This window comes from Pseudomonas neuropathica, from assembly GCF_015461835.1.
Lineage (GTDB): Bacteria > Pseudomonadota > Gammaproteobacteria > Pseudomonadales > Pseudomonadaceae > Aquipseudomonas > Aquipseudomonas neuropathica.
In genome coordinates, this window is record NZ_JACOPX010000003.1 from 282,481 (window position 1) to 296,983 (window position 14,503).

Annotated in this window: 10 protein-coding genes and 1 pseudogene; 2 read left to right on the forward strand and 9 right to left on the reverse strand. The window is 60.4% G+C overall.

Features of this window, described 5'->3' with window-relative positions; all coding sequences use genetic code 11:
* Window positions 1-15 precede the first annotated feature (15 nt).
* Together arcA and arcD (H8F23_RS05155) are read right to left on the reverse strand one after the other, a co-directional pair.
* Window positions 16-1,272 (reverse strand): arginine deiminase, encoded by a 1,257-nt coding sequence (gene arcA / locus H8F23_RS05150; protein WP_194933627.1) that lies wholly within the window; start codon window positions 1,270-1,272, stop codon window positions 16-18.
* 33 nt (window positions 1,273-1,305) lie between these two features.
* Window positions 1,306-2,733, reverse strand: a complete 1,428-nt coding sequence (gene arcD / locus H8F23_RS05155; RefSeq protein ID WP_194933628.1) for an arginine-ornithine antiporter — start codon at window positions 2,731-2,733, stop codon at window positions 1,306-1,308.
* Window positions 2,734-3,171: 438 nt separating this feature from the next.
* Here arcD (H8F23_RS05155) and arcD (H8F23_RS05160) point away from each other — a divergent pair, with 438 nt between their 5' ends.
* Window positions 3,172-4,599, forward strand: coding sequence for an arginine-ornithine antiporter (gene arcD / locus H8F23_RS05160; protein WP_194933629.1), 1,428 nt, complete (start codon window positions 3,172-3,174; stop codon window positions 4,597-4,599).
* Window positions 4,596-5,459 (forward strand): DNA-3-methyladenine glycosylase family protein, encoded by an 864-nt coding sequence (locus tag H8F23_RS05165; protein ID WP_194933630.1) that lies wholly within the window; start codon window positions 4,596-4,598, stop codon window positions 5,457-5,459. Before arcD (H8F23_RS05160) ends, H8F23_RS05165 begins: the two co-directional genes overlap by 4 nt.
* 126 nt (window positions 5,460-5,585) lie before the next feature.
* Here H8F23_RS05165 and H8F23_RS05170 read toward each other — a convergent pair whose 3' ends face one another.
* From H8F23_RS05170 to H8F23_RS05195, 7 genes and pseudogenes are all read right to left on the reverse strand, one after another.
* Entirely contained in the window at window positions 5,586-6,932 is a 1,347-nt protein-coding gene (locus H8F23_RS05170; protein WP_194933631.1) for a CoA transferase, read from the reverse strand.
* Window positions 6,933-7,111: 179 nt separating this feature from the next.
* Window positions 7,112-7,867 (reverse strand): methyl-accepting chemotaxis protein, encoded by a 756-nt coding sequence (locus tag H8F23_RS29205; protein WP_407692549.1) that lies wholly within the window; start codon window positions 7,865-7,867, stop codon window positions 7,112-7,114.
* A 102-nt stretch (window positions 7,868-7,969) separates the two neighbouring features.
* A pseudogene (locus H8F23_RS29210) lies at window positions 7,970-9,250 on the reverse strand (PDC sensor domain-containing protein); the annotation flags it as partial.
* Window positions 9,251-9,440: 190 nt separating this feature from the next.
* Complete coding sequence (locus tag H8F23_RS05180; protein ID WP_194933633.1) at window positions 9,441-9,851, reverse strand: YbaN family protein; 411 nt, start codon at window positions 9,849-9,851, stop codon at window positions 9,441-9,443.
* A 165-nt stretch (window positions 9,852-10,016) separates the two neighbouring features.
* Complete coding sequence (locus H8F23_RS05185; protein ID WP_194933634.1) at window positions 10,017-10,613, reverse strand: biliverdin-producing heme oxygenase; 597 nt, start codon at window positions 10,611-10,613, stop codon at window positions 10,017-10,019.
* Between the two features lie 111 nt (window positions 10,614-10,724).
* Window positions 10,725-13,310, reverse strand: a complete 2,586-nt coding sequence (locus H8F23_RS05190) for a TonB-dependent receptor (RefSeq protein ID WP_194933635.1) — start codon at window positions 13,308-13,310, stop codon at window positions 10,725-10,727.
* Between the two features lie 122 nt (window positions 13,311-13,432).
* The gene (locus H8F23_RS05195; RefSeq protein WP_095048194.1) at window positions 13,433-14,398 is read right to left on the reverse strand and encodes a FecR family protein; all 966 of its coding nucleotides are present in this window, start codon (window positions 14,396-14,398) and stop codon (window positions 13,433-13,435) included.
* Window positions 14,399-14,503: the final 105 nt, after the last annotated feature.

Sequence of the window (14,503 nt, forward strand, 5' to 3'; positions counted from 1 at the left end):
CGGGGAGATGGTCGTTTAGTAATCGATCGGGTCGCGGATGATCGGGCAGGTCATGCAGTGGCCACCGCCACGGCCTCGGCCCAGTTCACCGGCGCTGATGGTGATGACTTCCACGCCGGCCTTGCGCAGCAGGGTGTTGGTGTAGGTGTTGCGGTCGTAGCCGATGACCACGCCCGGTTCCACGGCCACCACGTTGTTGCCGTCGTCCCATTGCTCGCGTTCGGCGGCGAAGCTGTTGCCGCCGGTTTCCACCACGCGCAGCTTCGGCAGATTGAGGGCTTTGGCCACGGTGTCGAGGAAGGTGCCTTCTTCGCGGCGGATGTCGATGCCGCCCTGTTTGCTTTCGTCAGGGCGCAGGGTGAAGGCGACGATCTGGTTGACCACTTCCGGGAAAATTGTCACCAGGTCGCGGTCGCAGAAGCTGAACACGGTGTCCAGGTGCATCGCCGCGCGGGACTTCGGCAGGCCGGCAACGATGACTTTTTCCACGGCTTTGTTTTTGAACAGGTTCAGCGCCAGTTGGCCGATGGCCTGACGGGACGAACGTTCGCCCATACCGATCAGCACCACGCCGTTGCCGATTGGCATGACGTCGCCGCCCTCGAGGGTGGAGCTGCCGTGATCCTTGTCCGGGTCGCCGTACCAGATCTCGAAATCGGCATTGGTGAACTGCGGGTGGAATTTGTAGATGGCGGTGGCCAGCAGGGTTTCCTGACGACGCGCCGGCCAGTACATCGGGTTCAGCGTCACGCCACCGTAGATCCAGCAGGTGGTGTCGCGGGTGAACTGGGTGTTCGGCAGCGGCGGCAGAATGAAGCTCGAATGGCCGAGGAAGTCGCGGAACATCTGGATGGTCTTGCCGCCGAAACTGTCCGGCAGATCATCGGCCGATACGCCGCCGATGAGGAATTCGGCGATGTGTCGCGGCTCGAGGCTTTTCAGCCAGGATTTGACTTCGTTGATCAGGCCCAGGCCCACCGAATCGGCGGTGACCTTGCGCTCGAGAATCCAGTCCAGCGCCTCAGGGATGGCGACGATGTCGGTCAGCAGGTTGTGCATTTCCAGCACGTCGATGCCGCGCTCGCGCATTTTGGTCACGAAGTCGAAGTGGTCGCGCTTGGCCTGGGCCACCCACAGCACGTCGTCGAACAGCAGTTCATCGCAGTTGTTCGGGGTCAGCCGCTGATGGGCCAGACCTGGGGAGCACACCATGACTTTGCGCAGTTTGCCGGCTTCGGAATGGACGCCGTACTTAACTTTTTCCGTGGTCATTTCAGATCCTCCAGATAACAAAATAATCAGGGGTTACAGAGTCAGGAAGCCGTCGTAGAGACCGTAGGCCGCCACCAGGGCACCCACGACCACTGCGGCGAAAATCAGCTTCTCGACGTTAGTGAAAACCGGTTGTTTGAGTTCCAGCTTGGCTTTGGCGAACAGGATCGCGCCAGGTGCGTAGAGCAGGGCCGAGAGCAGCAGATACTTGATCCCGCCGGCATACAGCAGCCACACCGCATAGATCAGCGCGATGCCGCCGATAATCAGGTCCTTGCGCCGCTCAGCCGCGAAGCCTTCGTAGCTTTCGCCGCGCACCGCCAGCAGCAGGGCATAGGCCGCCGACCACAGGTACGGCACCAGAATCATCGAAGTGGCGAGGTAGATCAGCGACAGGTAGGTACTGGCCGAGAACAGCGTGATGATCAGGAAAATCTGCACCATCGCGTTGGTCAGCCACAGGGCGTTGACCGGTACGTGGTTGGCGTTTTCCTTGCGCAGGAACTCGGGCATGGTGTGGTCTTTGGCAGCGGCGAACATGATCTCCGCACACAGCAGCACCCACGACAGCAGCGCCCCCAGCAGCGAGATGATCAGACCGACGCTGATCAGCACTGCCCCCCAGTGACCGACCACATGCTCAAGCACGGCGGCCATCGACGGGTTCTGCAGTTTCGCCAGTTCCGGTTGGGTCATGATGCCCAGCGACAGCACGTTGACCAGCACCAGAAACAGCAGCACGGTGATGAAACCGATCACGGTGGCCTTACCCACGTCGGAGCGTTTTTCGGCGCGGGCCGAGAAGATGCTCGCGCCCTCGATACCGATGAACACCCACACGGTGACCAGCATCATGTTGCGCACCTGGTTCATCACGCTGCCCAGATTCGGGTTTTTGATGCCCCAGATGTCGGCGGTGAAGATGTCCAGTTTGAAGGCGAACACCGCGATCAACACGAACAGCAGCAGCGGTACGACCTTGGCGACCGTGGTCACCAGGTTGATGAACGCCGCTTCCTTGATCCCGCGCAGCACCAGAAAGTGCACGGCCCACAGCAGCACCGAGGCGCCAATCACCGCAGCAACGGTGTTGCCCTCACCGAAAACCGGAAAGAAATAGCCGAGAGTGCTGAACAGCAGAACGAAGTAACCGACGTTACCCAGCCAGGCGCTGATCCAGTAACCCCAAGCGGACGAGAAACCCATGTAATCGCCAAATCCGGCCTTGGCGTAGGCGTAGACACCACCGTCCAGGTCAGGCTTGCGATTGGCGAGGGTTTGAAAGACAAAAGCGAGGGTGAGCATGCCGACAGCAGTGATGGCCCAACCGATAAGTACCGCACCGACGTCGGCGCTGGCGGCCATGTTTTGAGGCAAGGAGAATATCCCGCCACCGATCATTGAACCGACTACCAATGCAACCAGTGCACCTAGTCGTAGTTTTCCGGGAGCTTCAGACATTTGCATGACTCCATTGCAGGAGAGAAGAGATCACAGCGTAGTTCTGTTGTCTGTTCAAACAGCTGACGTAGATCAGTGCATGGTCACATTCCATTGTTAATGAATGACTTAGGCTTCGGCTGAAGGCATAAAGATCCTGCCCGCAAGGCCCGTCCTAGAGGCGTTGTGGCTACATCTTTGGGAATGGCTATTATTACTTTCGAATTATCACGCTAGTTCTTTTTCAGCTTTTGGCAAATTTTCTGCCTCTGTTTTCAGTACAGAATTGAATTATCGGGATCAGCGCACAAAACTGTCTTAACGTGCTAGGCGTTAGCGTCATCCGCTATATATAAACAGGCGTTAATTGGCGTTACCTGATAAACGTCATCTACCTTTATCCGTTTAGTTAATAGTTGTTACAAATGCACGCTCACCACACCTCAAAGGGAAACTGAAATGTCGCAACCGACGCAAAAGCTGCGATTAGGCGCGTTGATCGCCCTGGTGGTGGGTTCGATGATTGGCGGGGGGATTTTCTCGCTGCCGCAGAACATGGCGGCGCGCGCCGATGCCGGGGCGATCCTGATCGGTTGGGGGATTACCGCGATCGGCATGCTGACTCTGGCGTTCGTCTTTCAGACCCTGGCCAATCGCAAGCCGGAACTGGACTCGGGCGTCTATGCCTACGCCAAGGCCGGGTTTGGCGACTACATGGGTTTCTCGTCCGCCTGGGGTTACTGGATCAGTGCGTGGCTGGGCAACGTCGGCTATTTCGTGCTGCTGTTCAGTACCCTCGGTTATTTCTTTCCGGTGTTCGGTCAGGGCAACACGCCAATCGCCATCGGCTGTGCCTCGGTGTTGCTGTGGGCCGTGCATTTTCTGGTGATGCGCGGGATCAAGGAGGCGGCGCTGATCAATCAACTGACCACGGTGGCCAAAGTCGTGCCGCTGATCATGTTCATCGTCATCGCGGCGGTGGCGTTCAAGGCCGACATTTTTACCCGCGACATCTGGGGCACCAGCAACCCGAATTTCGGCGGGGTAATGGATCAGGTGCGCAACATGATGCTGGTCACGGTGTTTGTGTTCATCGGCATCGAAGGCGCCAGTGTGTACTCGGCGCGGGCGGAGAAACGCAGCGACGTCGGCCGCGCCACGGTGATCGGTTTTATCGGCGTGCTGGCGCTGCTGGTGCTGGTCAACGTGCTGTCGCTAGGAATCATGAGCCAGCCGGAACTGGCGAATTTGCAGAACCCGTCACTGGCGGCGGTGCTTGAGCACATCGTCGGCCCGTGGGGCGCCTTGTTGATCAGCATTGGCCTGGCGATTTCCCTGCTCGGCGCGTTGTTGTCGTGGGCGCTGCTGTGTGCGGAGATTCTCTTCGCCACGGCGAAGGACAAGACCATGCCGGCGTTCCTGAAAAAGGAAAACAAGAATCACGTCCCGGTCAATGCGTTGTGGCTGACCAACGTGATGATCCAGATCTTCCTGTTGATCACGCTGTTTTCGGCGGGCACTTACACCAGTCTGATTTATCTGGCGTCGTCGATGATTCTGGTGCCGTACTTGTGGTCGGCGGCTTACGCGGTTCTGCTCAGCGGGCGTGGCGAAACCTACGAACACGCCTCGGCCGAGCGCACCAAGGATCTGCTGATCGGTGGCATTGCCCTCGGTTACGCGGTGTGGTTGTTGTATGCCGGTGGGGTGAAGTATTTGCTGCTGTCGGCGCTGTTGTATGCGCCAGGGGTGATTTTGTTTGCCAAGGCCAAACATGAGGCGGGTGAGCCACTGTTCACTCATGTCGAGAAGGGCATTTTTACCTGCGTGGTCATCGGCGCGGGGCTGGCGGCGTACGGGTTGTACAGCGGCGTGCTGTCGTTGTGAGGTTGTCGCTTGAGTATCGGCCGCCGTATGACTGGGACGCGATGTTGGGGTTTCTGGCGGCACGGGCGGTGGTCGGGATGGAGGTCGTGGTCGACGGTGTGTATTCACGCAGCATCGGTTTGGACGGGCTTCATGGCACGGTTTCAATTTGGCCTGAGGCAGGGAATGCCTTGGCCGTTGAGCTGGATTTTCCTGATCCGTTGGTGGTGCCCGAGATCGTTGTCAGGTTGCGGCGGATGTTTGATCTGGATGCGGATCTGGCGCTGATGCAAGGGCATCTGGCCAATGATCCGTTGCTGGCGCGGTTGATCGCCGCGTGCCCGGGGTTGCGGATTCCCGGGGCGTGGGATGGTTTGGAATTGGCCTTTCGCGCGGTGCTCGGGCAGCAGATTAGCGTGGTTGCGGCGATTCGCCTGGCGGGGAAACTGGTTGCGCAATATGGCGCGCCGCTGGATTCGGGCGTGCCGGGGCTGACTCACGTGTTTCCCGAGGCGAACGTGTTGGCGGCGGCAGATCTGGCAACGCTGGGCATGCCGAAAAGTCGCGGGCGGACGCTGTCAGGTGTGGCGCAGGCGTTGCTCGATGAGCCTGACTTGTTTGAACCGCATCGTGACAGTGGGGTGGCGCGGTTGTTGGCGTTGCACGGGATTGGCGAGTGGACGGCGCAGTACATTGCGTTGCGGCAGTTGCGTGATCTGGATGGGTTTCCCTATGGCGATGTCGGGTTGTTGCGGGCATTGGAAGTGTTGGAGGGCGTGCGGCCGACGACGCGGGAGTTGTCTTTGCGGGCAGAAGATTGGCGGCCTTATCGAGGTTATGCGGCGCAGCTTTTGTGGACATCTTTGAGCCGGGCGGACTGATCCGAATGTCGCTTGGTCAATTCAGGCCTCATCGCGAGCAGGCTCACTCCTACAGTTAACCGCGTTCCATCAGTAGAAATACGGTCAACTGTAGGAGTGAGCCTGCTCGCGATATCGGTTTCAGATTCACCACTGTGGCCGGTGCGACCCCAGTTCTGTAGCCGGCAACACCCACTGGATCGGTGTGCCGCTGATCTTCACCGGCACTTGCAAGCGATGCGCCGGGCCCCACGGGGTCTGCTCTATCGACGTGCTCTGGTCCTGTTCATCCTCGACGCGCAACGCTTGCGTTGTCCCCGGCCCATGCTCGATCAACAACTTTGCCGTACGCGCCAGCGACAATCGCGCCGAGCCCGAGCGGCCATTCGCCAACCGCTCAGTCAGCAACCTGAGCGCACTCGCCGCCAGCAAATACCCGGTCGCATGATCCAGCGCCTGCACCGGCAACGGCGTCGGGTTGTCAGCTTGCTTCCAGCGCTGCCCAGCCTCGGCAATGCCGCTGCTCATCTGCACCAGACTGTCGAAACCTCGACGGTTCTGCCACGGACCGCTCCAGCCGTAGGCGTTGAGGCCGGCGTCGATCAGGCCCGGCGCGAGCTGGCGACGGCGCTCAACGCCGAAACCAAGATTCTCCAGCGCATCGGCGCGGTAACCGTGCAGCAGAATGTCAGCGTCTTTCAACAATCCTTCGAACACCGCGCGATCAACCGGATCATGCAGGTTCAGCCGCGCGCAACGTTTGCCGAGGGTCATTTCCGGAACGACACCAGGCTCATTCCAGGTCGGGGAATCGATGCGCAACACGTTGGCGCCAAGGCCGGCGAGAAAACGGCTGGCGGTGGGGCCGGCGAGCACGCGTGTCAGATCCAGCACCTTGATCCCGGCCAACGGTTGCGCCACCGAGCCTTGCCACGCTGGGTTGTTCTCATCCGACGAATCCAGGAAATGCACCAGCGGCTCGGCATTCACCGCCAGCCCCTGCGGATGCGTCTGCCACTGCACCCAACTGCGCATTTGCGCGGCACAACCCTGGGCCTCGACCACCGCTTGCTCCAGATCCGTACTCGCCCATTGCGCGACTTTGGCAGCCATCGCAGCACGGTCGGCGCAGGCACCGAGCACGCGTTCAGCGGCGGCGCGGTGATGTGGAGCGTTGGTGTGCAGGCGGATCCAGCCGTCTTGGGTGGCGTAGTCGCCTGCGATCGGGTCCCACAGTGGCGGCACTTGCCAGCCGAGGGGGCGGATCGAGGTCGAGAACCAGAACGAGGCCAGACGTCGGTCGACTGCAACGGCTGGCAGGTGACCGGTCTGCTGCCGGAGCAATTCGCTGACGGCCTGACCGGCCGTGGCGATGCTGGCACAGGCAAGCTCGGTGACGGCGAACGCCGAGGGCAGGGCGCCTCGGTCGGTGAACGGAATCGGCGTGTGTGGCAAGCCGAGTGCGGCTTGAATGGACGTGAGTAAATCAGTCATCGAAGGCCCTCCGGAGCGAGAGGGCGATGATAGTGCAAAACAATCCCGAGTCAGATGAAAACGCCAGCGGGTGAACACTCACCCCTGTGGGAGCGAGCTTGCTCGCGAAGGGGCCGTTACATTCAACATCATTACTGAATGGCAGACCGCATTCGCGAGCAAGGTTCAACGGTGTGGCGTCAGACGCGAAACTGATCCATCAATTTCATCTGCTGACTCGCCAGGGCATTGAGCTGGCTGCTGATCGCCGCCGACTCGGTGGCTTGCCCGGTCAGGGTTTCGGTCACGGTGCGAATCGCCGAAACGTTGCGGTTAACCTCTTCGGCCACCGCGCTCTGCTGTTCAGCCGCGCTGGCAATCTGCAGGTTCATGTCGCTGATCACCGTCACCGCATCGCTGATCTTGCCCAGTGCATCGACGGCCTGACGAATCTGCCCGGCGTTGTTGTGCGCCTGGGTCTGGCTCGAATGCATGGTCGCGACCACGCCACGCGTTCCCGTCTGAATGCGCTCGATCACGATGCGAATTTCTTCCACCGAATCCTGCGTACGTTTGGCCAGGTTGCGCACCTCGTCGGCAACCACGGCAAAGCCCCGGCCACTCTCACCGGCACGGGCTGCTTCAATCGCCGCGTTGAGGGCGAGCAGGTTGGTCTGTTCGGCGATGCTGCGGATCACTTCCAGCACCGAGCCGATCTGTTCGCTGTTGACTGCCAGTGCTTCAACCTCGGTCACTGCCTTGCTGACTTCATCGGCCAGTTGATTGATGTCGCGGGTGCTGCGCTCGATGATCGACATGCCGTCCTTCGCCGACTGATCGGCACCTTTCGCCGCATTGGCGGCGTTCGATGCGCTGTTGGCGACGTCGTGGGCGGTGGCGCTCATTTCGTTGGACGCGGTGGCGACCTGGTCGATCTCGCGGAATTGCACCTGCATGCCTTCACTGGTCTGGCGGGCGATCTCCGAAGACTGGTCGGCGGTGCCGCGTGCTTCGGTGATGCTCTGTTTAATCTGCGCGATGGTCGGTTGCAGCTTGTCGAGGAAGCGGTTGAACCAGTTCACCAGTTCGCCCAGTTCATCTTGTTTGCTGTAGTTCAGCCGCTGAGTCAGATCGCCTTCGCCGCTGGCGATGTTCTTCAGCATTTCGGCGACGCTGTTGATCGGCCGGGTGACGCCGGACGCGGTCAGCCAGATCAGCAGCAGGCCAACCAGACCGGCGACTACAGCAACCAGCAGCGCAGTAATCACACCGGTTTCCTGAGCATCGTCGAGCACCGCTTGCAGCTTGACCGAGTCGGCCAGCAGCACTTGTTTCGGCAGGTCGATGACCACGCCCCAGGCGCGTGAATTGCCAATCGGATCGACTGGGTAAACGGCGCGAATCAGGTCGCCCTGTTCAAGAATCTTCGGTGTGCCGGAGGTCAGCAGTTGCAGCACATCCTTGCCATCGGCGCCGAGGGTGTCGCTGATTTTCTTGCCGACCTTGGTCGCGTCGGAACTGTCGGCACCGAGCACGCCGCTGCCAGAGACAATCAGCATGTGCCCAGCGTTGTTGAACAGGTTGCGCTGGGAATCCACGGCCGCTGCTTGCAGGGCATCGAGGGCAATGTCGACACCGACCACGCCGATGGCTTTACCGTCGACGATCAACGGCACGGAAATGGTCGTCATGAGCATTTCCTTGCCCCCGACAGTGTCGGCATACGGGTCGAGCAGGCAGGTACGCTTGTTGTCGCGAGGGCAGGTGTACCAACTGTTATAGGGCGTGCCGCTGACGCTGAGGGTGGTTTTGGTCAGGTCTTCTTCGACCATGATGGTGTTCAGCGAGGCGCCGCCAGCGCGGCTCCAGTAGGTGGCGAAACGTCCGGCTTCGTTGGACTGGCGAGCGGCATCGTTGGCGAATTCGCTGTCCTTGCCGTCGAGGCCATTCGGCTCGAAAGCGAGCCAGATGCCGAGCACTTTGTCGTTGCGCTCAAAAGCGGTTTTCAGGCTCAGGTTCAACTCTTCGCGCAAGGCGCCGGCGTCCAGCGAACGCTTGGCGGCCATGACGCGCATGTCCTTGATCTGATCCGCTACGGCTGTGATCACCGTCAGGCTTTCGCCGAAGGTCTTCTGCACCCGCACTGCTTGCTCGGCGGCTTTGGCTTGCAGCAGATTCTCGACGCTGGCGGTGAGCAATTTGTTGCTCGAGTTGCTGACCAGTTCGTCGTTCTGGTTGGTCTGGTAAATGTTCATGCCGACGATCAGCGCAACCACACCGAGCAGGCACAGACCGGAGAGCAGGACGATTTTCAGGCGAATGGACAGAGAGTCGAACATGGGGCGATCTCGCGAATGAATAAACGGGTGGCAGGCGGATATGAACTATCCGGTTCGCCAAATCCATTCAGCGCCATTCAATGCTCATCGGCGCGGGAGCAGAGGGCATGAGTCGCGTGCCGACGAACGGTCAGCGCTAAACGTTTGCGCAGGGGAAAGTGCTGAAAAGGGGATTAATTACAGGGATGTTTCAGTGTGAAGTCGGGTCAGTGCAGACCCGAATGGATTCCGGGCGCGACCAGATCCACAGATTGCCAAGGGTCATCCCGGCAATCGCCAGATAGATTGGCCAGCCGTGATCGAGCATCACCAGCATCAACGTTGCGCAAAGCAGCATGCTCACTGTCGCGCTGACTTTGGCCTTGCGCGCGATGATCTTGCCGTTGCGCCAGTTGCTGAGGATCGGCCCGAACAAGCGATGGTTTTCCAGCCAGGCACTCAGGCGCGGCGAGCTGCGGGTCGCGGCCCAGGCGGCAAGAAGGATGAACTCGGTGGTCGGCAGGCCAGGCACGACGATGGCGATCAGGCCAATGCCGAGGCTGACGTAGGCCAGCAGGCCGAACAGCACACGGGCGAGTTTCGAGGAGGCGGGTTGCGGCATGGGCTCAGCGGTGGCTTCTGAAGCGGAAGGGAGATCTTACAGGCTTACGCAGGACACCTGTAGGAGTGAGCCTGCTCGCGATAGCGGTGTATCAGTCGACATTCATGTTGAATGACAGGACGCCATCGCGAGCAGGCTCACTCCTACAGGGGTATGTGTGTTGCTTCAGGCCAATTCGGCTTCTGTGGCGTAGGCCTGTTCCAGCAACACGGTGAAGCGGTTGAACGCGTCGATCGCGCCTTGCTCGACTTCGGCTTCTTCTTCGGCAGTGAACTGCAGCGAGTCGAGGGTGCGCACGAAGCTCTTCCAGCCCTCGGCACGGCCACCTTCAGGCTCGCCGAGATGGCGGGCGCCAAAGGTTTCGCTCAGCTCCAGCGCCACGGCGCGTTTGATCAGGAACGCCGCGCCGAGCTTCGAGCCTTCGGAAACGAAAATCCAGCCCAGTGCACGAGCCTTGCTTGGGTTTTTTACGGCGCCCGCGACCGGCGCCGGCACTTCGGTGTCGAGGTCGGCGAGGTCAGCCTTGGCCGCTTCGGCACGGCAACGGGCCGGCAGATCCGGGACGATGGCGGTCAGTTCGGCGTCGTTGTAGAGGTCGACCAGCTCTGACTGGAACAGGTACTGCGCGACGACGAAACGGGCGAAGTTGGCGCGGGTCTCGAACGGCGCGTGGGCCTTCACCAATGCATCGAGTTTGCTGTGCGGTTCATTGGTGATCTGGTTCAAGCGTTGCGAACGCAGGGCTTTTTCCGAAGTGGTCATGACATGTCCTTGATAAAAGAGGCGCTTGATAACGAGACGAACAAGACGCTGTGCAAGCGTAAAAAAACCTCACGGCGCGGTGCCTGAACACGCGCCGTGAGGTTCGCCGGATCAGATGTCCCAGATCAGATTGATCGCGAAGTTGCGGCCCGGTTGGGTCAGACGATCGAGGTTGGCCGGTTGCGTTACCGATGCTTCGCCGACGCTGTCGTAACCACGGACGTCATCCCACAGCCAGTATTTCTTGTCGGTCAGGTTGTAGATGCCGCCGCTGACGGTGACGTCGTCGGTGACTTTGTAGTACCCGGCCAGATCAAGAATGCCGAAGCCCGGGGTTTTGAACTGGCTGCTGACGCCATCCGGCGACTTGAAGTTGCTGTCGTCGACGCGATCCTTTTTCTTCACCACCGTCCAGCTCAGCAGGCCGCCGTAGTTGTCCTGGTCGTAACCCAGACCGAACACGCCGGTCAGCGGGTTGACGCTGTTGATCGGCTCGCCGTTGTCGTTGTTGCGACCGTAGGCGTAGGCAATCGAGCCTTGGGTATACAGGCCTTGCGGTGCGCCGAACGCATCCAGATTCAGGCGACCTTTGACTTCCGCACCTTTGATGGTGGCGTGTTTGATGTTGGCCGACTGGAAGGTCAGCTCGTTGCGGCCCGGGGTCACGGCGTCTTCGTTGATGAAGTCGCGGTACTTGTTATAGAACACCGCCACGTCGAACGAGCCGTGTTCGAAGTTGCCGCGCAGGCCGGTTTCGTAGCTTTTGCTTTTTTCCGGTTCGAGGTCCGGGTTCGGCGCCACGCTGTAGCCGGTGGTAGTGTTTTCGAAGCGGCCGTACAGGGCTTTCGCGGTCGGGGTGCGGAAGCCTTCAGCGTACTGACCGTACCAGGTGTAGTTTTCGGTCAGGGCGTAGGTCAGGCCGAATTTCGGCGAGACTTTGTGCCAGGTCTTGTTCTCGTCGCTGACCGTGCCTTGGCCGTCAGCCGCCACGGTGTTGAGGAATTCCTGAGTGATGTGCGGCTTGAGCTGGGTGTAGTCGTAGCGCAGGCCCGGCAGGAAGGTCCAGTTGTTCCAGCTGATCTGATCCTGAGCGAACACGCTGTAGGTGTTGATGGTCGGGTCCGGGAAGTCGGTGGCTTTGGCCAACACGTCAGCGGTGCTGGTCGCACCGATGGCGGTGCAGCCACGACCGACGGCCAGGCAGGTGCCGTCGCCGCTGCGCGAGCCAGTGACTTTCTGTTGCTTGAGGGTGGTGCCGTAAGTCAGCACGTGATCGGTGTCGCCGATGGCAAACGCCTTGTCCAGTTGCGCATCGAAGACCCACTGCTTTTCTTCGTAAATGGTGTCGCGAGTACGCAGCACTTTACGGGTGATCGGGTAGTAGAACTCAGTGGTGCTCTGGTCGGTTTTGGCGATCTGGTGGTTGAGGCTCCACTTCACGTTATCGACCAGCAGGCTGTCGAGGGCGAACGAGTGCTCAATGCCGAAACGCTCACGGGTGATCGTGTCGTTGCCGGTGCGCCATTGGTACATGCCGCCGGGCAGTACGCTGTTGGGGATGGTCGGTGCGCCGTTGAAGTACGGGCCGCCGTAAGCACTTTTCTGATCGGTGTCACGATCATCCTTGTACTTTTCGTAGGTCAGGCCCAGACGCGAATCTTCGTTGTAGTTCCAGCCGATCTTGGCCAGCACGTTGTAGGCGTTGACGTCTTCCGGGTTGGCGGCGGTGCGCTCAAGGCCAGTGCCATTGTTGCTGCCGTAGGAATCGGTTTCGTGACCGTCACGCTGGCTGTAGTGCAGCAAACCGTCGAACTGGTCGGCGCGGCCGGCGACGGTGGCGGACTTCAGCCAGCTGTCATCGGCCGAGCTGTAACCGGTTTTCAGACGCGCGCCGACGTCTTTGCCCGGCTTGATGATGTCGTCGGCATCGAGGGTGTAATAGCTGACGGCGCCGCCGATGGCGTTGCTGCCGTACAGCACCGAGGCCGGACCACGGAGGATTTCCACGCGTTTGACGATTTCCGGGTCAACGTAATTGCGCTGGGTCTTGGCGTACGGACCGTTGAAAAAACCGTCCGGGACTTCGACGCCATCCACCTGAGTCAGGATGCGGTCGCCGTCGATGCCACGGATGTTATAGCCGCTGATGCCGCCGCGGGTGCCGGCGCCGCCGACGGAAACACCCGGTTCGTAGCGGACCAGATCCTTGATGGTGTTGACGTTGTTGCGGTCCAGATCCTGACGGGTCTGCACGGTCACAGTGGCCGGCACGCTGTTGACCGACTGCTCCTGACGGGTGGCGCTGATGGTCACCTGATCCAGATTGAGCGTGCCGCTGGCGTTGCGCTTTTCCAGTACGACGTTGTTGTTGCTGATTTTGCGGAAGCTCAGGTTGGTCCCCACCAACAGGCGCTCCAGGGCTTTTTCCGGGGGCAACGAGCCACGCACGCCCGGCGACGATACGCCCTGACCCAGTTCTGCCGGCAAGCCAACCTGCCAACCGGTCACGGCGGTGAAGGCATTGAGCGCCGACACCAGCGGCTGCTGGCCGATGGCGAACGAGTAATCGCCCATGTTGCGCGACGGTTGCTCGGTCGCGGCCATCAGCGGCGCAGCACCGGCCATCAGGATGGCAGCGGTCAGCAGCGACAGCACGCGGGAAGGGGAGGAGGTCTGGCGGGTAAGGCGTGAGGACATCGATAGCGCTCCGTGTCGCACGAATCTTTATAGGGGCTGATTGGCTTCGCGTGTTGCGAATCAATTGCATTGGCTATAACGAGACGTACTGACGTTGGCTATCGAGTAAAAATAATTCTCATTTAGTTCAGGATGACCAGGGCGGGGAATTCTTTCAGTTGCGCCGAGGTGATCTGAGCGAGGGAGCGGACCACGTCGAGCGGCTGGTCGAGTCGGTAATTGCCGGTTACGGCGACGTCGGCCAACTGCTCGTTGTTGTTGATGATCCAGCCCGGATAGTAGCGGCGCAATTCTGCCAGCACCTGATTCAGCGGGCAGTTCTCGAACACCAGTCGGCCCTGGACCCAGGCCAGATCCGTGTTGGCGTCGAGTTTGGCCGGGCGGTCGAAACCGTTGGGGCCGATACGAATACTCTCACCCGCCGTCAGACGTACGCGAGCGTCGTTATGCGTCGCCTGCAGATCGACATCGCCGCGCTGCACGTTGACCTGCGCCACGCCATCGAGATAACGCACGGCAAATGCGGTATCGCGCACGCTGGCGCGAACCGGACCGGCGTCGATTTCCAAGGGTTGGCTGCGGCCACTGGCAATCTCGAAAAACGCTTCGCCCTGGTACAGCCGCGCGACACGTTTTTGATCGTTGATGGTGCTGGAGAATGCCGAATTGGTATTGAGCAGGACTTTCGAGCCGTCCTCCAGTTGCAGACGCTGGCGCTCGCCAACCACCGTGAGGTGATCGGCCTGAAGGCGCATCGGCAAATTGCTGAAACTGAACAAACCGAGGATCAGCACGGCGGCAGTGGCCAGTGGTTTCCAGTGCGGACGCAGACGCTTGAGAAAAGTGACCTTCGCAGGTTTGGCCGCCAGGCTTTGCGCGCACTGGGCGACTTGCGGGCCATCCCAGATCGCCTGGGCCTTGGCGAACGCTTCGGCATTCAACGGATCGGCCGCCAGCCAGGCATGAAATTGCCGGGTCTGCTCCTCGTCCGGGCTGCCGAGTACGATGAGCCAGTCGAGTGCCTGGTCCATTGCGTTGGCAGCGTCCTGCACCGAATCCGGCGAAGGCGAGCGGTGGGTGTCCGTCACGGTGTTTCCTCGGCAGTGTCTGCGCACGGCTGTTTTTTCAAGTGAAGCGTAAAAGTCGGGCAAGGGTAACAAAGCCCGATGATCCGTGCAGTCGATCCTGGCACT